This window comes from Streptomyces carpinensis (assembly GCF_002154505.1).
In the GTDB taxonomy this organism is placed as follows: Bacteria; Actinomycetota; Actinomycetes; order Streptomycetales; family Streptomycetaceae; genus Streptomyces; species Streptomyces carpinensis.
Map to the genome: position 1 here is coordinate 1 of NZ_MUBM01000155.1, position 20,144 is coordinate 20,144.

The window sequence follows — 20,144 nt, forward strand, 5'->3', positions numbered from 1 at the left end:
CCCCCTCCCCCCTGCGGCCCCGGCCCCGCAGAGCAGTCAGACCCGCACCGCGACGCACACGCCTCCGCGCCGCCAGGCCAAACTGGCGTCCAGAGCCGCTCTCGGCGGTACCGCTCTCGTCCTGTTCACCGCGGCCGGAGCCCTCGGAGCATCCCTCAACTCGGGCGACCCCACCCCTTCGTCCCCCTCTTCTCCGGCACCGGCAACCGTCACCTCCACACCTCCCGACCCCGACCCGACCCCAGCCTTCCCCTCTGCCACCGCATCTACCACGGCGCCGGCCGCGAAAGAGCACGACGATCACGAGGAGCAACCGCACAAGGCCAAGCATGGCGCCGGGAAAGGCAAGGGACGGAAGTCGGACGATTGAGCCGTCGTAGGTGGGCCCCGGGTCACCGCGCGACCGTGAGCGGCCGAGCTTGTGCACTCGGTCGTTCACACCTCGTCGCGCTTCCCACTGCCTCCTTCGGCAGGACGGTCACGGGTGGCGTCCAGTCAGCCCCTGACAGATGTCGGGGCGGTTGCGGGCACGGTGACGAACACTCACGCCGAGCGTGCGCGACCATGCGCGACGGCATCGGCCAGGCCGACGCTCCCGCACCGGCGGCGGCAGAGGTGATCCCGGTCGGGCCGGTTGGCCCGACCGGTGTGCCGGCGCGGACAGCCCTGCGAAGTCGCGCCGCGCGCAGGGCTGCCGTGTCGCCAGGTCTGGGTGGGGATGGGACCTACTTGATGTAGACGAGGCCGTCAGTGGTGATGGTGGGGCGGCCGCTGGTGCCCACGACGACGATCTTGATCGTGTGCTTTGCGCTGCTGGTCCAGCTCTTGGTCCAGATCGCCTGCCGGTACAGGGTGGTTGCGGACTTCAGGTCGACCGTGGCCACCTTGGTGCCGTCGACGTAGACGTATGCCTGGCCGGAGCTGGAGGCCCGGGAGACCACCCAGGCCGCGGAGCGGCCGGTGAACGTCCAGGTCAGGGCGGCGCCCTTGGAGGCGCTGGAGTAGGACTTGCCGCCGAGGTAGCTGGTGGAGGAGCGGGTGGTCCAGCTGCCGGACTTCGTGGCCGAGCTCTCCTGCAGGATCACGGGGGTGTAGGCCGGGGAGGAGGTGCGGTAGTTGCCGGCGTAGTCGTAGGCCCGCATCGACCAGGTCGTGGCGGTCCCGGAGGCGGCGGTGCGGCTGGAGCTGGTGGTGGTCGGGCCGAAGGTCGCCGTGGTCGGGGACAGCAGCTTCACATTCTGCAGGGCCTTGTCGTCGGTGGCCTTCCAACCGAGGGTGACCGGCACGGCGGACGTGTTGACGGTGCCGGAGCGCAGGGTGAGCTGCGGGGTGGTGGTGAAGGTCGGTGCGGTGGTCTCCGCCACGACGTTCAGCGCGGAGCTGGTCGCGGACTTGCCGGACTGGTGTACGGCCCGCACGGCGATGGTGTGGCTGCCCAGGGGCAGGGTGGCGCCGACGGACGTGGCGGTACCGGAGGTGGTTGCCACGGTCTTGCCGTCGACGAGCAGTTGGAAGTTCTTGATGAGCGAGGCGGGCGTGGTGGCCGTCCAGTGCGCGGTGATCGCGCCCTTGGTGTAGTACGTCGATCCTGACGCGGTCGCACCGCTCAGCGAGGTGAGCTTCAGGCCCTGTACCGGTCCGGCTGCCCAGGCACGGATGGTCGGCAGCTGGGCGTAGAGGGAGCTTCCGGGGCATTGGGTGTTGTAGCCGTCGCGGTGGCCGGAGATCCGCTGGAAGGTGTAGGTGCTTCCCGCCGTGTAGTTGGTGGCGAAGTAGTTCTTCTGGGTGGCGCCCGCGGTGAGCTGGGTGGTCCCGGCCGGGTCGGCGCCGTACTGACCGAGCTTCCAGGCCGCCAGACGGGCGATCGAGGCCAGCGCGGCGTTGGAGGCGCTGGTGGTGGTGTAGTCACCGAGGACCGCGATGCCCGCGGACTCCCGGTTCCAGCCATAGGTGTGGGCGCCCAGCACAGGCAGGCCGACGCCACCCTTGCGGCCCTCGAAGATGGTGCCGCACTTGTCGACGAGGAAGTTGTAGCCGATGTCCTTCCAGCCCTCGACCTGGACGTGGTAGGCGTAGATGCCCCGCACGATGGACGGCGAGTCGGTGCAGGAGTAGTCGTTGGCCCCGTCGGTGTGATGGACGAACACGGCCTTCACGTCCGCGTTGTACTCCGGCGCCTCCGGGCTGATCGACTCGTCCGCGCCCCAGCCGGCGCGGTCGACGATCGACGGCTGGGGCACCGTCGACGGCGGCGCGGTCGGCACAGAGGGTGATGCGCCGGCTGACGCGCTCGCCGTGGGGGAAGCGGAGGCGGCGGCCGAGTCGGTGGGAGCGGCCGAGGTTGGGGTGGCGTCGGTCGGGGCCGGGGACGTGGCGGTCTGGCCATCCGTGGGCGTCGCGGCGGTGCCGTCGCTGGGAGAGGCCGGATCGGCGGGGGTGCTGCTGCTCGTGGCGTCGGGGGTTCCCTCTGCGACGAACGCGGCCGGCTCGCTGCCTGGCGCCTTGGCCTCGGCGTCGGTCACCACACCCGGATCGACCAGGTTGACCTCAAGTCCCTTGGGCAGCGGGGCGGTGGTGCCGTTCTTGCGGACGACCTGTACCTGAACGCCGTTGGAGGAACCGACCCACAGCGGCTCGGACGCGCCGCGCACGCCGCGGCCCGGCTTCTCCAACGGATCCACGTTCAGTTCCAGGTCGCGCCAGGCACTCCACTCCCCCGTCGCCGTGCTGCGGGTGCGCACCTGCGCCGTGCCGTGCAGCCGCGTGGTGGCACCCGTCCAGGAGACGCCGAGCATCGAGAACTGCGAGGTGTCCGTGCGCGCCAGGTCCTGCCGGTCGGCCGCGGCGCCTTTCAGCGCGAGGTCGTAGACCTTGACCGGCCGCTTGGCCCGGCCCGTCGCGCCGGGACCGGCCGACGGGCTGGCGACGGCGTAGGTCACCACCCCTCCGCCTCCCAGGACCACGGCACCCAGCGTCAGCCACGCCCGGCGCTTCAGGTTCAGTGGTCTGTACGCATGCGACGTACGACGGCTCACGACGTATCCACCCCACACAAGGCCCGAGGGAGGGCGTAGAAGAAGAACACATGAGGCACACCCGTCACATGGGTGGCTCGTCCTTTCAGCGCACCCCGGCCGTTAAACATCACGGGCCCCGAGGATTATGTGGTGTAGATCACTGCGATTCGTGTTGGTACTGCCGGCGGCCGGGCGGGGTCCGGGCGTCTAGGTCTACGGTGTCAGCGTCTGCCCGAGGTGAGCGCCGCTGGGTGTACCGAGGGCTGTATTGCGCAGCGCGATGGTGTCGGCGAGGCCGAAGCCGGTGCTGCGGACAGGGGTGTACAGCAGGCTGGCGTACGTGCCGACACCCGTGACGGTCACCAGGAACCCGGTGGCCGGCCACACCCGCCGTTTCCGCCAAGCCGCCCCATTTCCACGCCGCGTCCCGCCCCGCAACGCCCCACCCTCAAAGCTCGTCGATGCGTACACCACCCGTCACAGGCGACGCTTATCAAGCGCACAGACCCCTCCAAACGTCATATCCGGCGGGCGTCCATGCCGGCCGGGCGAGGGGCGTCGCGTGGGCGAACCTGCGGACTGGGTGGTGGAGGGCGGGCAGGTAGGCACCGCTGTGGCCGCGTGCCTGGAGGCGAAGCCGTCTCAGCCTCGGCCTGCGGTGCCGTCGTCTGAAGTCGCCCAGGCGGGTCGGGCGGGCGAGGGCGCCTGCCGCTGCCGCCGTGGCAGGCCGGGGTGCGAACCGGAAGCAGGGGCAGCGACGACCGGGCGCGGCGGACTGGGCGCGGGCCCGAAGGTGCGCGGCCTTGCGCCCCGCCGTGTGTCGGTGGCCGCTGAGCCGCGTCCCGGCGTGAAGTGGGCCACCTCGCTCGTGGGCAGGCCGAGCAGACGCGCGGCGTCACCTTGGCTGACGTGCAGCTTGTCCACGAGCTCGTGAGCAGCGGCGGCGATCGCCTCGTCCTCGGCGGCGACCGCGGCCGCCCGACGCTGCCGCGCTTCGGCCACCGGACCGAGCACCGGCGCGAGTTCGGGCACCACCATCTTCAGGACGATCACCTCCGCGGGGACCCCGACGGCTTCGGCGACCATGCCGCGCGCCAGGTCCTCCGCGCCTTCCAGCGTGCGGCTCTGGGTGTGGAGGTCGAGGCTGGGAACGTCGACGGCCCACCACCGGCCGATGCGGCGCAGCAGGACTTGGAATTCGTCGCGCGGACTCATGCGCTCTGCCTCCTGTGCTTCCCGCCGGCCGGGGTCGTGGCTCACAGGCTGACGCACGGCCCGCGAACTTCCGAAACTCGTTCTACCCCGAACGGCCGGGTGCAGGCATGGTCAGCTGAGGCACAGTCCGAGCAGGCAGACCTCCGTCGGCGACGTCGATGCCCGTGCGGGGCCGGTCTGGGACGTGCCCGAGTCCGTGTTGCGGGTGGGCGCGGGCGTCGACGGCTGTTGCGCCGTCGTACCGGAGCGGACGGGGACCGTGTCGCCGGCGGACGGGGCGGTGCTGTGCGGCTGCAGGGTCGGCGTCGCGGCCTGGTGGCCGGGCGCGGCGGCCTCTGGCCGGTCGATCGGCGGCGTCGTGCGGGGCGAGGCCGTGTGGGCCTGCACCCGCGGGGCGTCGGTCGTCGCCGGCGGCTGCGGTTGGGAAGGGGCGTGTGAGGACCGCTGAGTGCGCTGATCGGTCGCTGGCGCGGAGGCCGGAGGATCCTCTTCGGGGGTCTGCGCGTCCACGGTGTCGATGCTCTGGTCGTCCGGCGCCGCGGCCGCTTCGGATCGGTCGGCGGAGGTTCGGTCCATCATGACGACGGTCAGGCCGCCTCCGACGAGTGCGACAGCGCTGGCGACCGCCGCCCGGCGCTTGTTCTTCTTCCAGCGGGCCAGCCGGCGCCGGCGTGCGGCACGCCCCTGCCGCGCGGGCGGCAGGTCCTCGGCGTCGGTGGCGATGTGCGGGGCTACGTCCATGGAAGCAGTGGCCTCCCCCGCGCCGTCGAGGAGTGTGTCATGCCACGTGTCGGAGGTCGCAGTGTCCTGGTGGGCCGTTGTGGCCGGTGCGGCGCTCGTCATCGTCGGGGCCGGTCTGATGCGATCGTCGGCGGCGTGCGGGTCGATGTCCGGGGCGTAGGCGCTACACCCGGGGCACACCAGGGCGCCATTGAGATGGCGACGGCATGAGGTGCAGTGATCCATCCGCGGTCTTCCGGCCTTCCTGGTTCGACGCGCCGTCGGCCCGCTTGGGCCACGGCCTGGTCACGTTCGCACATGTAATCGAGCAGCCCGCCACGCCGGCGAGGCTTCCGAAACGCTGTGTGCAGCGTGTGTGATGCTCCTGCGTGGATTCCTTGTGGCACAGTCCACGCCGAGTACACCTCCGGCGGGACCCGCGCCATCCCGGCTGACCGCCCGCAGCGGCTCCGAGCGAGGGCCGCTCCTCGGCAGGCGTGTCGGTGGGCACCCCTGGTTACAGCCCGCAGGAGCCGCGGTCGAGGTGGAAGTACCGGGCGTTGGCCCAGCGGCACAGCCGGATGCCGACGGTGACGCCGGCGATGGTCACCAGGGCGGGCAGGTATCCGCTGGCGACCTGGACGATCGGGATGGCCGGGCAGCCGCCCGAGATCGCCCAGCCCGTACCGAACAGGACCGCGCCGGGGATCACGCCGGCGTGGATGCGCCCCGGGGTGCGACGTACCCGCAGCAGAGCGAACGCGCACACGATGATCACGACGGCGCCCGCGAAGGACAGGAGCATGCGCAGGTCCTGGAAGGTGAACATGCGGTTCAGCTCGGCGTAGTCGCCGAAGCCTATGTTGGCAACGGTGAAGCCGAGGGCCAGCCCGGTGATGATGTTGGCCAGCAGGAGCGCGCCTCGGGTACGCATCAGATCACCTTCCACAGCAGGAACGACACCGCGACGGCGGTGGCGAAGAACACGGCGGTCGCGACGAGGCTGACCGGGCGCAGTCGACCGCAGCCGTTGAGTCCGTGGCCTGAGCTGCACCCGCCGGCCAGCCGGGTGCCGAAGCCGACCAGCACGCCTCCGACGAACAGCAGGACGGTCATGGTGACCGGATCGGCGGTGACCAGCTCCTTGAAACCCGGGCCCATGTCGAAGCGGAGGTGGAACCGCCCGGAGGTGACAGCGGCGATCAATCCGCCGAGGAAAACCGATACCAGCAGGGCAGCCTGGGTGACCAGCGGGGCCGGCCCCGGGCTTGCGTCCGAGGCGTTCTCACTTGCCGCCGGTTCGGCTTCCGTTTCGGGCTGCTGGGACGTCCCGTACGGGCTCGGCGGCACGGTGTACGCGCCGGGGCTGGTGCCGAAGTGCTCCGCTGTGGCCGCGGCGAGCGCCTCAACGAGTTCACGATCGTCGGTGAACTCCTCGTCCATCCGCTCCAGGCGGCGCTCCCTGCGCCAGTGCAGCACGCGATCCCACGCGGACGACACCCCGAAAGACCGGTCCGTGGTGAGGGCGTAGTTGATGGTGACCAGAGCGAGCCCGGCAGCGCCGGCCCACCAGGGCCAGTAGCCACTCATGCGGGGCCTCCCATCCATTCGGTGAATCGAGCCCACCAGCCGCGTTTCGAGCTGGGCGCTTGCCGCGCGTGTCGAGAGGGGCGGTCTGGAGGCTGGGGAATCTGCAGGGACGGTGACGGTTGGTGGTGCGAGACCGGTATCGGCGGAGACGCCGCCCCGAACTGGGCCGGCGCTGACTGCGGCCAAGGCGCGCCCTCCGCCGGCCACGGATCGTGCCGTGGAGGCGGGGCCTGTCGGGGCCTCTGCGCCGGGTTGGCGGAGCCGTGCCGGTCCGCCTCGGCCGCGTCTTCGAGGTGTCGCGCGCGGGCGCCGTTGGGCAGCAGACTGATCGGCACGCGCTCACCGGTGAGTGACACCTGGTAGCGGGCACAGCCGAGCCACTGATCCTCGCTGTCGCAGTAGTAGTCACGCCAACCTTGCAAGCTCGCCCTGAGCAGCGGGAAAAGGGGGCATCCTGCGGAGTGCGAGCAACCCACGTTGCTCCCTTCCGAGCGGCCCACACCACCCGTTCGGTGAGGGCGGTTGCCGTTCTCGAAATCTTGCCCTCGCCGCGCCCGGTCGACGATCTCAAAGCGACGCGATGACGGCCTGTCACACTGCGGAGCTGTTCCTCCATTCTTCGACCGGGCGAGATGGAACCATTGGTTCGGCGTCCAAGCAACCTAAAGAAGGAATGCAAGCGTGACTGCTTGTTATCGTCGAGTGAGATACGCCACGCGATGCTTACGCTTTTTTGTCGCCCATGTCGGATATTCGTGCCCGAAACGCGAGGCCACTTGGAGCGTGATTGGATCTCAGGACCAGCCCTCGCGCCGGCCATGAGTCAGTTGTTTGCGGAGCCGGTGTAAACATGGGGGCTGGTTGTGGCGAAAATGTGAATTTGACTGTGACGAAACTGTTGATTTTGCAGGTCGCAGATGAAGAAGCTGATGCGGGGAATCATGTGCCAACGTGCTGTCTGTCCGTCGTGCGGAAAGTTGACCTATGAGGGCTGTGGGAGACATGTAGAGCAAGTGCTCGCCGGCGTGCCGACGCCTCAGCGGTGCATGTGCGAGTCGGCGGAGCGCGGCCGCACACGCGCGGCGGAGGGCATGACTCGATCGGAGGCGGGGCCGGTCCGACCGGGCAAGTCGGCGCGACGCACACATGTTCCTCGGCGCCCGGACAGTTCACCGGGTCGATCGAGGGATGGCTGGTGGGCCCGGCTGGTCGCTTGGGCGAAAACGCCGGCATGAACCGGAACCATCCGCATCTGCCGCAGTGCGCGGTCGCGGCACGAGCCGTGACGGGGTCGGCCCGCCCTCTGCGCCCCTCGCCCAGAACACCACAGTCCCCGCCATGAGCCACACCTGACATACGGCGTATTCGTCAGCCGCCGACGGACCACCGCCTGCCTGCCCCTGCCCATCCGCCGTCGGCCAGGTCGATGCCCCAGATCACCTCATCGCCCAAAGACGTCGGCTAGGAGTTCGATCATTTCTGGCTCATCGTTGGCGACGCGACGACAGCAGCCGACGGCCGCTCTCGACGATCGCGACGCAGTGATGGTGCGTCTTGCCTGCAGTCGATACCGGCCCAGACCATGGCCATGTGGTGCCTCCGTTCGTCTTCTGCCGGTGCCTCCCACGGACGACCTCGCTGTCAGATCTCTACTCGGCGACCATTCGAAATTCCTCATTGTCAGCCGAGTCGTCGTGGGGCGCCGAGCGGCCAATCGTTTCTAGCCACGAGTGGCAGATCAGTCAGAGCCACGCCCGGCACCTCTGGGTGGATGAACCGGCCCATCACGTCCCGCAGAACAACGTAGGGATCAGTCAGGCCCACGGTGACGGCTGGTGATCAGCGGAGACGACAGTGGTCGTGAGGGCGGGCAGACTGGTGGTCTGGCTATGCCCGGCTCAGGAAGTGCGCCGCTGCGCCGGTTGCCTCCGCGGCCGCAGAGTGCCGGGGAGGCCCGGCGGTTCGTTCAAGAAGTACTGGACGGGGCTGCCCCAGATATGGTGGACACCGCGCAGCTGCTGGTCAGCGAATTGGTGACCAACGCGGTGGTGCACGCGCACACCGAGGTGGAAGTTCGGGCCTGGGCCGTGGACGGGCGGGTGCACGTCGATGTCAGCGATCGGGAACCGAACCGCGTCCCCGGCCCTACCGCAGATCCGTGCCGCCACCCACTGGCTCTTCGGGCAGATCGCCGACCAACTCGCTGGGCAGGACCCCACCGCTTGGACCGCCGTACCCCGCGAGCCCAGCACCACACCCCCCGTGCTGGCCCCCTGGGATCCCAGCCGCATGCAGGCCAGCAGCACCCCGACCATCGCCGCCGACGACGGCAACAGGATCATCGCCGCGAACACAGCAGCTGCAGAGCTTCTGGGCTGGCACCCGAGCGACCTCATCGGGCGGCGGATCACCACGGTCATCCCGGAGCACCTGCGCGAGCGGCACATCGCCGCCTTCACCTCCCTGCTGCTCACCGGACAGTCGCACATCCTCGGCCGTCCGGTGACCGTGCCGGCCCTCCATCAGGACGGCAGGCTGATCGAGATCAGCCTGTGCATCCAGACACAGGAGGCAACCGATGGCCGCAGCGTGTTCGTCGCCCGCCTCTCCCAGATCCTGCAGCCCACTCACCCAGCACACGCCCATCAACAAAGTGAAGGCACTGAGCGACGGCCCGGCCAGGTTGGGTAACCCTGTATGACCACCACGTCCCCGTCGTGGACGGGCCGTTCCCTGCTGTTGAGCACCTGCAGATGAGTCTGCCGCGGTGCACCGCGCGAGGGGACAGCGAAGCGGCCTCCCCGGGTTCGGGCCCAGAAAAAGGAGGGGGCGGTCCAGGCCGAAGCATCGGATACCACGGAGGTGTGCCATCTCCTTCCGTCCTGTCCACGCTGTCAACGGTCGCGGTCCGATGTGGCGGGGCTGATGTGGAGCTGTCCGTGCCGCCGCCGATCCGGCTCCACGACGGCCGCCACGAGGCGGCGAGTCTGGCGCCGGCCGCCGATGTCGCCCCGAAGGCCGTGCAGGCAATGCTCGGGCACGCGTCGCTGCGGATGACGAGCGACACCTGTCAGACGGTGTTGCCTGAGATGCACGCCGCGACCGCGTCGGCGTCCCTGGACCTGATCAACCAGCGCGGCCGGGTGGCCTGACGGACTGTGGGACGCAGCGCGTCCCCTTGGGCTCCGCCCCGGACCCATCTTGGACCCATCGAGGCCGTTTCCCGTCCTCAGAGAGCGGTGGACTAGACCACGTCGTACCGATCAAGGAAACGAGAAAGGCCCAGGTCAGAGTAGGCGACCTGGGCCTTTTCGGTGGAGCCGCTTTCGGGATTCGAACCCGAGACCTACGCATTACGAGTGCGTTGCTCTGGCCATCTGAGCTAAAGCGGCACGCTGCCCGCACCATGGTGCGATCGGCAACGTCGGTAAGTCTACACAGTTTCCAGAGGTGCTTCGTACCCGCCCCGGCGAGGGCCCGGGACGCCCGGCGGGCGGGGTCTTCGGGGCGGGTGGCAGCGGCTATGAGCAGCGCTTTCCCTTCGCCGGCGGGATGCCGCGGAGGAGGTAGGTGTCGATCGCGGAGTCGATGCAGCGGCTGCCGCGGCCGTAGGCGGTGTGGCCGTCGGCGTCGAAGGTGAGCAGGTGGGCCGAGGAGAGCTGGGCGGCGAGGGCCTGTGCCCAGCGGTAGGGGGTCGCCGGGTCGCGCGTGGTGCCGACCACCACGATGGGGGCCGCGCCCTTCGCCTCGATGCGGTGCGGCTCACCGACGGGCTTCACGGGCCAGTACGCGCAGTTCAGGGACGCCCAGGCCAGGCCCTCGCCGAAGACCGGGGACGCCTTGCGGAAGGCGGGGAGGGCCTTCTCCACGTCGGCGGGGCCGGAGAAGGCCGGAGGCAGATCCAGGCAGTTCACGGCGGCGTTGGCGAACATCAGGTTGCTGTAGCGGCCGCTGGGGTCGCGTTCGTAGTAGGTGTCGGAGAGGGCCAGCAGGCCGGCGCCGTCGTTCTTCTTCATCGCCGCCGTCAGCGCCGCGCGCAGTTGCGGCCAGGCCCCCTGGTCGTACATCGCGGCGATGACCCCCGTCGTGGCCAGCGCCTCGTTGAGGCGGCGGCCGTCCGGGTCGCCGGTGGGAATGGGGTGTGCGTCCAGCTTGCGGAAGAAGACCTCGAGGTGGTCGCCCGCCTGGGCCGGCGTGGTGCCTGGGCCGCCGAGCGGGCAGTCGCTCTCGCGCACGCATTCCTTCGCGAACGACTGGAAGGCCGTCTCGAAGCCCGCCGTCTGGTCCAGGTTCATCCGGCGCGCGGACAGGGCCGGGTCGAGTGCGCCGTCCAGCACGAGGCGGCCCACCCGTCCCGGGAACAGCCCGGCGTAGGTCGCCCCGAGGAACGTGCCGTACGACGCCCCCACGAAGTTCAGCTTCCGGTCGCCGAGGACCGCCCGGAGGACGTCCATGTCCCGCGCCGCCTCCACGGTGGAGACGTGCCGCAGCAGCCGGGGGTCGCGCACGGCGCAGCCCTCCGCGAACTTCCGGAACGCACCGACGAGCACGTCGGTCTCCTTCTGGTCGTCGGGAGTGATGTCGACCTGGGTGAACTTGTCCATGCTCCGGTCGTCGAGGCACTCCACGGGCTCGCTGCGGGCGACCCCGCGCGGGTCCATCGCCACCAGGTCGTAGCGGGCGCGGATCTCCGCCGGATAGCCGATGCCGGCGTAATGCTGCAGGTAGTCGATGGCCGAGCCGCCCGGACCGCCCGGGTTCACCTGCAGCGAGCCCAGGCGGCTGCCCGGTCCCGTCGCCTTCTTGCGGGCCACGGCCAGCCGGATGGTGCCCGCGGACGGGTCGTTGTAGTCGAGCGGCGCCTTCAGCGTGGCGCACTGGAAGCCGGGGGCCCCGCAGTCGCGCCAGGTGAGCTTCTGTTCGTAGTACGGCGCGAGCTCGGACGGCGTGGACTGCGGCAGCGCGGCCAGGACCGCGTCCGCCGCGGGGGCGGCCTTGCGCTGCGTGGCGCCGGAGGAGCAGGCCGCGACGAGCATGGCTGCGGCCACGAGGAAGGAGCCGCCCATACGGGCTGTACGGGTCGCTCGGGCGACGACAGGGGATCGGTGGGGCTGGGGGCCGGGCGTGGTGGGACGGCTTCCCTGAGGGCTGCTCGCAGGGCTGCCGGGAGGGCTGCTCGGACGAAAAGCGCGCCTGAAGTACATCAGGCGAGCGTAACTCTCTGCAATGGCACCATTGCGCATAGTACGCACCGTGCCTCGTACGAGTGACGACGTCAACACGGTGAGCCCGGCCGGCCCCGAGCGGGCCGGCCGGTCGGCCGGCCAGGGCCTCGCCGGCTCGCAGGGACGTGTCAGCCGGCTCTCAGGGACATCGTCATCGCCTCCACGGCCAACAGCGGGGCCACATTGCGGTCGAGGGCTTCGCGGCAGGCGGCGATCGCCTCTATGCGGCGCAGGGTGGACTCCGGGGAGCTGCCGCGCGCGACGCGCTCCAGGGTGTCCTCCACGTCCGCGTTGGCGATCGCGACACGGGAGCCGAGCTGGAGGGCGAGGACGTCGCGGTAGAGGGCGGTGAGATCGGTCAGGGCGAGGTCGAGGCTGTCGCGCTGCGTGCGCGTGCGGCGGCGCTTCTGCTTGTCCTCCAGGTCCTTCATCACGCCGGCCGTGCCGCGCGGCAGCCTGCCGCCCTGGGCCGCGCCCAGCGCCGCCTTGAGCTCCTCGGTCTCCTTGGCGTCCATCTCCTCGGCGAGCGCCTTGGCGTCGTCCGCGGCGGCGTCGACCAGCTCCTGGGCGGCCTTGAGGCAGCCGCCGATCTCGTCGAGGCGGAGCGGGAGTTTCAGGACGGCGGCGCGGCGCTCGCGCGCGGCCGGGTCGGTGGCCAGGCGGCGGGCCCGGTCGACGTGGCCCTGGGTGGCGCGGGCGGCCGCGGCAGCGACGTCGGGTTCGACGCCCTCGCGGCGTACGAGCATGTCGGCGACGGCGGCCACCGACGGGGTGCGCAGGTTCAGGTGGCGGCAGCGGGAGCGGATCGTGGCAAGGACGTCCTCGATCGAGGGCGCGCACAGCAGCCAGACCGTGCGCGGAGCCGGCTCCTCGACGGCCTTCAGGACGGCGTTGGCCGACTTCTCGTTCAGCCGCTCGGCGTCCTCGACGAGGATCACCTGCCAGCGTCCGTTCGCCGGGGAGGTGAACGACTTGCGGACGGTGTCCCGCATGTCGTCGGCGAGGATCTGCGTACCGACGGCGGCGACCGTGGTGACGTCGGCGTGGGTGCCGACCAGCGCCGTGTGGCAGCCGTCGCAGAAGCCGCAGCCGGGGGCGCCGCCCAGCGCGCGGTCGGGGCTCACGCACTGCAGCGCGGCGGCGAAGGCCCGCGCCGTCTGGGTGATGCCCGCTCCGGGCGGACCGGTGAACAGCCATGCGTGCGTCATCTTCGACGCCTCCGGCGGCGGGGCGTCGCCGGAGGCGGCCGTGACCAGGGCGTCCGCGTCCCGGGCGGCGGCGGCCAGCTGCTCGCTGACCTTCTCCTGCCCGACGAGGTCGTCCCACACGCTCATGGGTCACGCCGCCCTTCCGTCATGGTTCGCGGTACGGGATCCATTGTGCGGGCGGCCACTGACAACGAGGTCGGCGGCCGCCCCGGCACGGCCCGGCGGCGGTGCGGAGGTGCCGGGCTCAGCCCCGCCGTCCGCGTCCGCGGCCACGCCCGTTGCCCCGGCCGTCGTCGTGCTCCTCGCCGGCCTCGCCGCCGTCCTGGTACTCGTGCGGTCCCAGCAGTTCGTCCGCCAGCGTCGGCAGGTCGTCCAGCGGCGTCTCCTCGGCCCAGTCCGGCCGGGGCCGCCGTCGCGGGACGTCCTCGGCCTCGACCTGCGGCAGCTCGCGCGTACGGTCGTCGGAACCGTCCGGCCGGGCGGCCGCCGGCCGCTCGTCCCGGAAGAATCCCGGCGGAACGCGGTCCTCGATGTCCCCGCCGCGGAGGTCCCGATCGTCCCGGTGCTCGTGCGGCCCCCGCGAGCCCCAGGTGTCCCGCGAGTCCCGTCCACTCCGGGCGTCCCGCGCATCCTCAGAGTCCTCGAAGCGCACGGGCGGCAGCACCGCGGTCTCGTCCACCGCCCCGGCACCGGCCTCCCCGGAGCCGACGGCCGGCAGCACCGCCGTCTCGTCGGCCGCACCGGCGGGAGCATCGCCGGAGCCCACGGGCGGCAGGACAGCCGTCTCGTCCATCGCCCCCGGAGCTCCCGGGGTGCCCGGAGACACGGTCGGCTGCGGCAGCTCGGCCGTGACCTCCGAGTCGGATGCGGACCCGGCCTTCCGGGACGCGTCCGAACCCTCGCCCCGCTCGTCCTCCTGCACCGGCCGCAGCACAGCCGTCTCGTCCGACGGGCCGCCCGAGGTGTCCGTCGGCGACACCACCGGCGTCGGCACGGTGATCGCCTCGTCCGGCGGCACGGAAGCCGCCGACCGGCGGGGGCCCGCCTGCGCGGCGGCAGCCGCCTGCTCGGCCGCCCGTCGGGCCTCCTCCGCCCGCAGCAGGGCTTCCTCGGCCTTCTGCTGCTTCTCCAGACGGCGCGCCTCGGCCTCGGCGCGCAGCCGCGCCTCCTCCTCGGCCTGCCGGCGCAGTCGCTCCTCCTCGGCCTTGCGCCGTGCCTCGGCCTCCGCGCGGGCCTTCTCCTCCGCGAGCAGCCGGGCCCGCTCCTCCTCGGCGCGCCGACGCGCTTCCTCGGCCCGCTGCCGGGCCTCCTCGGCCTGGCGTTCGGCCTCGCGGCGCTGCGCCTCCTCCAGCTCGCGCCGCTTGCGCTCCTCCTCCTCGGCGCGCAGCCGGGCGAGCTGCTCCTGGCGCTCACGCTCCAGGCGTTCCTCCTCGGCCTTGCGACGGGCCTCCTCCTCGGCCTTGCGACGGGCCTCTTCCTCCGCCTTCCTCCGCGCCTCCTCCTGGGCCTTCACCTCGGCCTCGGACAGCGGCAGCATCTGGTCGAGGCGGTGCCGTACGACGGTCGTGACGGCCTCGGGCTCCTGGCCCGCGTCCACCACCAGGTACCGGCCCGGGTCGGCGGCGGCCAGCGTGAGGAAACCGGAGCGCACGCGCGCGTGGAACTCCGCCGGCTCCGACTCCAGCCGGTCCGGCGCCTCGGTGAACCGCTCCCGGGCCACGTCCGGTGCCACGTCGAGCAGGACCGTCAGGTGGGGCACGAGCCCGTTCGTCGCCCAGCGGTTGATGCGGGCGATCTCCGTGGGCGACAGGTCACGGCCCGCTCCCTGGTAGGCCACCGACGAGTCGATGTACCGGTCGGAGATCACCACGGCGCCACGCTCCAGCGCAGGCCGCACCACCGTGTCGACGTGCTCCGCGCGGTCGGCCGCGTACAGCAGCGCCTCCGCGCGGTGCGACAGCCCTGCCGAGGACACGTCCAGCAGGATGGACCGCAGCCGTTTGCCGACCGGCGTGGCGCCCGGCTCGCGGGTCACCACCACCTCGTGTCCCTTGGACCTGATCCAGTCGGCGAGTGCCTCGGCCTGCGTGGACTTCCCCGCACCGTCGCCGCCCTCCAGGGCGATGAAGAAACCCGACTCCGCGGGCGCCGTGACCGGGTCGTCGCCGCCGCGCAGCGCGTCGACCAGGTCCTGCCGCAGCGGTACGCCGGAACGGTCGTCGACCTTGGCCAGCACCAGGGCGGCCACCGGCAGCAGCAGCGCGCCGACCAGCATCAGCGTGAAGGCGGCGCCGCCGTGCGCGAACACGAACCTGCCGTTCTCCAGCCGGTGGGGGCCGATTCCGGCCGCGACCACCGGGGCGAGCACGGCACCGAGGGCGACGAAGACCCGCACCACCGCGTGCAGGTGCTCGGCCATGCGTGGCCGGCGGTAGTCCTCGGCCTCCTGGTCGAGCAGCGTGTGCCCGGTGTTGGCGGCGACGCCCGCGCCCGCACCGGCCACGGCGAGGATCAGCAGGATGGTGGTGACGTCCGGGACGAGCCCGGCGGCCAGCAGCGCGATGCCGGTGACGGCGATGGCCAGCGCCAGCAGCCGGCGCCGGGACAGCGAGACGAGCGCCCTGGGTGCCGTACGGATGCCGACGGCGACCCCGCCGGTCAGGGCGAGCACCGCCAGCCCGTAGAGCACCGGGCCGCCGCCCAGGTCCTCGGCGTGCAGCACGCACACGGAGACCGCGGCGGCGATCGCGCCGGCGACGGCGGCGGAGGCGAGCACGAGCAGCGGAACGGCCCCCGTGCGGCCCTTGTCGACGCCGGTGCCCGTCTTGGGGCGGCGCAGTCCCTCGAGCGGGGACCGCGCGCGCGGGGTGCGGGTTCCGGGCAGCTCCAGGGAGGTCAGCACCGACAGGGACGCGGCGAACAGACCGGCCGCGACGTACGCGCCGAGGGCCGCCTGGTGCTGGTCGAACCATGCGACGCCGGTACCCAGGAGATTGTTGAACAGGGACGCGACGACCAGTGCGGCGGCGGCCAGCGGGATCGTCAGGAAGGTCGTGCGCAGCGACAGTCGGCGCAGGGCGTCCATGTGGTCCGGCAGGGGGCGCACGGTGGCGCCCTCCGGGGGCGGGGCCGGCAGCAGGGCGGGGGCCGCGCTCTCGCGGCACACCGTCCAGAAGCGCTCGGCGATCCCGGTCAGGAGGACGGTGGCCAGGAGGACGACCGGTGCGTTGCGCGGCGTCCAGTCGATCCACAGCGGCGCGATGATCAGCAGCACGGCCCGCAGCCCGTCCGCGCCGACCATGGTCCAGCGGCGGTCGAGCGGCCCCTCCTGGGAGGTGAGCGCGGTGAGCGGCCCCAGGAGGACCGCGCCGAAGAGCACGGTCGCCAGGATGCGCGCCCCGAAGACGATCGCCACTGCGAACGCCACGCCGCGGTAGCCGCCGCCGAAGGAGCCCTGGGCGAGTGCCGCCTGCAGGACGAGGACGACCAGTACCAGGAGCGCGAGGGTGTCCCCGATGCCCCCCACCAGCTGTGCGCTCCACAGTCGCTTCAACTGGGGTCGGCGCAGCAGGGCGCGGACGGCGCGCTCGCGGGAATCCGCTACCAGGGCGTCGTCGGGGGCCGGGTTGTGGGCCGTTGGCTGCTCGGCTCGCGTCATGCGTTCAGCCTATCGGGACGTACCGACAGCACGCGGTGACCGTACGAACGTGTGCACGCCCCGACATCAAAGTGATGCCGGGACGTGCGTTCGGCGAACGAGCCGTGAAGGATCGGGTCCGGCGGGGAGGGGCCCGCGATCAGTCCTCCGCCGCCTGCGAAGCGGTCGCCTTCTTCGCAGCCGTCTTCTTCGCGGTGGTCGTCTTCTTCGCCGTGGTCGTCTTCTTGGCGGCGGTCTTCTTGGCCGCCGTCTTCTTCGCCGCCGTGGACGTCGTCTTCTTCGCCGTCGTCTTCTTGGCGGGCGCTTTCTTGGCGGTCTTCTTGGCGGGAGCCTTGGCGCGCTTCTCGGCGAGCAGCTCGAAACCGCGCTCCGGGGTGATCGCCTCGACGCTGTCGCTCGAGCGCAGGGTCGCGTTGGTCTCGCCGTCGGTGACGTACGGGCCGAACCGTCCGTCCTTCACCACGACCGGCTTCCCGCTGACCGGGTCCTCGCCCAGCTCCTTCAGCGGCGGCTTGGCCGCGGCACGACCGCGCTGCTTGGGCTGGGCGTAGATCGCCTGCGCCTCCTCCAGCGTGATCGTGAAGATCTGGTCCTCGGACTGCAGCGAGCGCGAGTCCGTGCCCTTCTTCAGATACGGTCCGTAGCGGCCGTTCTGCGCGGTGATCTCGACGTTCTCCGCGTCGGTGCCGACGACACGCGGCAGCGACATGAGCCTCAGCGCGTCGTCCAGCGTCACCGTGTCCAGCGACATGGACTTGAAGAGGGAGGCCGTGCGCGGCTTGACCGCGTTCTTGCCGGTCTTCGGGGTGCCCTCGGGGAGCACTTCGGTGACGTACGGGCCGTAGCGGCCGTCCTTGGCGACGATCGCTCGCCCGGTCTCCGGGTCGTTGCCCAGCGGGCGCTCGCCGCTGGGCTTGGCCAGCAGTTCCTCGGCCAGCTCGACGGACAGCTCGTCCGGGGCGAGGTCGGCCGGGATGTCGGCGCGCTGGTGGGCGTCGGTCTCCCGCTCACCGCGCTCGATGTACGGCCCGTAGCGGCCGACCCGCAGCACGATGTCGTGGCCCACCGGGAACGACGACACCTCGCGCGCGTCGATCGCGCCCAGGTCGGTCACCAGCTCCTTGAGGCCGCCGAGGTGGTCCCCGTCGCCGTTGCCGGCGTCGGCGGCGGCGCCCTCGACCGGGCCCTCACCGAAGTAGAACCGCTTCAGCCACGGCACCGCCTGGGCCTCGCCGCGTGCGATGCGGTCGAGGTCGTCCTCCATCCTGGCGGTGAAGTCGTAGTCGACGAGCCGCCCGAAGTGCTTCTCCAGGAGGTTCACCACGGCGAAGGACAGGAAGGACGGCACCAGGGCCGTGCCCTTCTTGAACACGTAACCGCGGTCGAGGATCGTGCCGATGATCGACGCGTACGTCGACGGGCGGCCGATCTCGCGCTCCTCGAGCTCCTTGACCAGCGAGGCCTCGGTGTAGCGCGCCGGGGGCTTGGTGGCGTGCCCGTCGACCGTGATCTCCTCGGCGCTCAGCGGGTCGCCCTGGCTGACCTGGGGCAGGCGCCGCTCGCGGTCGTCGAGCTCGGCGTTCGGGTCGTCGGCGCCCTCGACGTAGGCCTTCAGGAAGCCGTGGAAGGTGATCGTCTTGCCGGACGCGCTGAACTCGACGTCCCGGCCGTCGGCAGCGGTGCCGCCGATCTTCACGGTGACGCTGTTCCCGGTCGCGTCCTTCATCTGGGAGGCGACGGTCCGCTTCCAGATCAGCTCGTACAGCTTGAACTGGTCGCCGGTCAGACCGGTCTCTGCGGGGGTGCGGAAACGATCACCCGAGGGGCGGATCGCCTCGTGCGCCTCCTGCGCGTTCTTGACCTTCCCGGCGTAAGTACGCGGCTGCGGCGGCAGGTACTCGGCGCCGTACAGCTGGGTGACCTGGGCGCGGGCGGCGGTGATCGCCGTGTCGCTCAGGGTCGTGGAGTCCGTACGCATGTACGTGATGTAGCCGTTCTCGTACAGCTTCTGGGCGATCTGCATGGTCGCCTTCGCGCCGAAGCCGAGCTTGCGGCTCGCCTCCTGCTGCAGCGTCGTCGTACGGAACGGGGCGTACGGCGAGCGGCGGTACGGCTTGGACTCGACGGAGCGGACGGAGAAGCGGGTGCTCTCCAGGGCGGCGGCGAGCGCACGGGCGTTCGCCTCGTCGAGGTGGAGGGTGTTCTCGCTCTTGAGCCGGCCCAGGGAGTCGAAGTCGCGGCCCTGCGCGATGCGCCTGCCGTCGACGGTCTGCAGCCGGGCGACGAGGGACGAGGGGTCGCTCGGGTCGCCCGCGCGGCCGGTCGAGAAGGTCCCCGTCAGGTCCCAGTACTCGGCGGAGCGGAAGGCCATGCGCTCGCGTTCCCGCTCGACCACGAGCCGGGTCGCCACCGACTGGACACGCCCGGCCGACAGCCGCGGCATGACCTTCTTCCACAGCACCGGCGAGACCTCGTAGCCGTAGAGACGGTCGAGGATGCGGCGGGTCTCCTGGGCGTCGACCAGCTTCTGGTTGAGCTGGCGCGGGTTGGCGACGGCCTCGCGGATCGCGTCCTTGGTGATCTCGTGGAAGACCATCCGCTTGACCGGGATCTTCGGCTTCAGGACCTCCTGGAGGTGCCAGGCGATGGCCTCGCCCTCCCGGTCCTCGTCAGTGGCGAGGAAGAGCTCGTCGGAGTCCTTCAGCAGATCCTTGAGCTTCTTGACCTGCGCCTTCTTGTCCGCGTTGATGACATAGATCGGCTGGAAGTCATGTTCTACGTCCACACCGAGGCGGCGGACCTCGCCGGTGTACTTCTCGGGAACCTCCGCGGCACCGTTGGGAAGGTCGCGGATGTGCCCGACGCTCGCTTCGACGACGTAGCCGGGGCCGAGGTAGCCCTTGATCGTCTTCGCCTTGGCAGGCGACTCGACGATGACGAGTCGGCGGCCGCCCTGTGCGGTCTCGCTGGTCGGGGACAACTTCGCTCTTCTCTCCGGTCGACGCTGGGTCTCGCTGGGTCTCCCCAGGCGTTGGCTTCCCGGGGTCGGGTCGTGCTGACGCTGCGGAGTGTGACGGTACAGCCCGCCCCCGTGTCAAACGGGAAAAGCCCGCAACGGCCACTCGAACGGTAACCCGACTACAGCCCTTCCTGCCGCCCGGACCACCCACCCGCCCAATCGGCCGGGCACACACCGTGACGTGCCGGTTACGCGGACCGGGGTACCGCGGCCGCCCTCACTGGAGTGAGAAACACCACGCTCCGAGGGCCACGGCCCCCAGGCCGATCACGCTTGCGGCGGTCGCCGCCGTGATCTGGTGCACGCCGAGCGCGACGGGTTCCCGGTGTCGCACCCGGACCGCCGTCCACCCCAGCAGAACCACTCCGAACAGGGCGAACACCGCCCCGGTGAAGATCGCCGGCCCGCTCTCCATGTACGTCCCTCCCCGTTCCGGAGCCCCGGTCGGGGAGGCTGGCACGCGCGGGCGGCGGCCGAGCCAACCCTTGGTGA

13 protein-coding genes, 1 tRNA gene and 2 pseudogenes are annotated in these 20,144 nt (G+C 71.3%); 3 read left to right on the forward strand and 13 right to left on the reverse strand.

What is annotated here, in order from left to right:
• Positions 1–725 precede the first annotated feature (725 nt).
• The 7 genes and pseudogenes from BZY54_RS20870 to BZY54_RS55475 all read right to left on the reverse strand — a co-directional run.
• Complete coding sequence (locus BZY54_RS20870; RefSeq protein ID WP_086726723.1) at positions 726–2,996, reverse strand: peptidoglycan recognition protein family protein; 2,271 nt, start codon at positions 2,994–2,996, stop codon at positions 726–728.
• A gap of 234 nt (positions 2,997–3,230) precedes the next feature.
• Positions 3,231–3,404 (reverse strand): hypothetical protein, encoded by a 174-nt coding sequence (locus BZY54_RS50940; protein WP_158103891.1) that lies wholly within the window; start codon positions 3,402–3,404, stop codon positions 3,231–3,233.
• A gap of 255 nt (positions 3,405–3,659) precedes the next feature.
• Positions 3,660–4,232, reverse strand: a complete 573-nt coding sequence (locus tag BZY54_RS20875; RefSeq protein ID WP_086726707.1) for a hypothetical protein — start codon at positions 4,230–4,232, stop codon at positions 3,660–3,662.
• Positions 4,233–4,343: 111 nt separating this feature from the next.
• Positions 4,344–5,198 carry an SCO2400 family protein gene (locus BZY54_RS20880; RefSeq protein ID WP_425276295.1) on the reverse strand — a complete coding sequence of 285 codons (855 nt, stop codon included), beginning with the start codon at positions 5,196–5,198 and terminating at the stop codon, positions 4,344–4,346.
• A 271-nt stretch (positions 5,199–5,469) separates the two neighbouring features.
• Positions 5,470–5,886, reverse strand: coding sequence for a YeeE/YedE thiosulfate transporter family protein (locus BZY54_RS20885; protein WP_086726709.1), 417 nt, complete (start codon positions 5,884–5,886; stop codon positions 5,470–5,472).
• Complete coding sequence (locus tag BZY54_RS20890) at positions 5,886–6,542, reverse strand: YeeE/YedE family protein (protein WP_086726710.1); 657 nt, start codon at positions 6,540–6,542, stop codon at positions 5,886–5,888. The genes BZY54_RS20885 and BZY54_RS20890 overlap by 1 nt, the downstream gene beginning before the upstream one ends.
• Before the next feature lie 1,401 nt (positions 6,543–7,943).
• Positions 7,944–8,132, reverse strand: a pseudogene (locus tag BZY54_RS55475) (IS110 family transposase); the annotation flags it as partial.
• A 299-nt stretch (positions 8,133–8,431) separates the two neighbouring features.
• Here BZY54_RS55475 and BZY54_RS53375 point away from each other — a divergent pair.
• The 3 genes and pseudogenes from BZY54_RS53375 to BZY54_RS20910 all read left to right on the forward strand — a co-directional run.
• A pseudogene (locus tag BZY54_RS53375) lies at positions 8,432–8,641 on the forward strand (ATP-binding protein); the annotation flags it as partial.
• A gap of 10 nt (positions 8,642–8,651) precedes the next feature.
• Positions 8,652–9,233 (forward strand): PAS domain S-box protein, encoded by a 582-nt coding sequence (locus BZY54_RS20905; RefSeq protein WP_244217264.1) that lies wholly within the window; start codon positions 8,652–8,654, stop codon positions 9,231–9,233.
• A gap of 248 nt (positions 9,234–9,481) precedes the next feature.
• On the forward strand, positions 9,482–9,694 hold the full coding sequence (locus BZY54_RS20910) for a site-specific integrase (protein ID WP_208640712.1): 213 nt from the start codon (positions 9,482–9,484) through the stop codon (positions 9,692–9,694).
• 163 nt (positions 9,695–9,857) lie between these two features.
• Here BZY54_RS20910 and BZY54_RS20915 read toward each other — a convergent pair.
• The 6 genes from BZY54_RS20915 to BZY54_RS20940 all read right to left on the reverse strand — a co-directional run bounded on the left by BZY54_RS20915 (position 9,858) and on the right by BZY54_RS20940 (position 20,067).
• Positions 9,858–9,934: transfer RNA gene (locus BZY54_RS20915), tRNA-Thr, on the reverse strand.
• Positions 9,935–10,063: 129 nt separating this feature from the next.
• A complete protein-coding gene (locus tag BZY54_RS20920; protein WP_425276296.1) occupies positions 10,064–11,608 on the reverse strand; it encodes an alpha/beta hydrolase in 1,545 nt (514 codons plus the stop codon).
• 287 nt (positions 11,609–11,895) lie between these two features.
• Positions 11,896–13,101, reverse strand: coding sequence for a DNA polymerase III subunit delta' (locus BZY54_RS20925; RefSeq protein ID WP_086726715.1), 1,206 nt, complete (start codon positions 13,099–13,101; stop codon positions 11,896–11,898).
• Between the two features lie 118 nt (positions 13,102–13,219).
• Positions 13,220–16,633 carry a dTMP kinase gene (gene tmk / locus BZY54_RS20930; RefSeq protein ID WP_086726716.1) on the reverse strand — a complete coding sequence of 1,138 codons (3,414 nt, stop codon included), beginning with the start codon at positions 16,631–16,633 and terminating at the stop codon, positions 13,220–13,222.
• 139 nt (positions 16,634–16,772) lie between these two features.
• On the reverse strand, positions 16,773–19,613 hold the full coding sequence (gene topA, locus BZY54_RS20935; protein WP_086726717.1) for a type I DNA topoisomerase: 2,841 nt from the start codon (positions 19,611–19,613) through the stop codon (positions 16,773–16,775).
• Positions 19,614–19,869: 256 nt separating this feature from the next.
• Positions 19,870–20,067 (reverse strand): hypothetical protein, encoded by a 198-nt coding sequence (locus tag BZY54_RS20940; RefSeq protein ID WP_086726718.1) that lies wholly within the window; start codon positions 20,065–20,067, stop codon positions 19,870–19,872.
• Between the last annotated feature and the right edge of the window lie 77 nt (positions 20,068–20,144).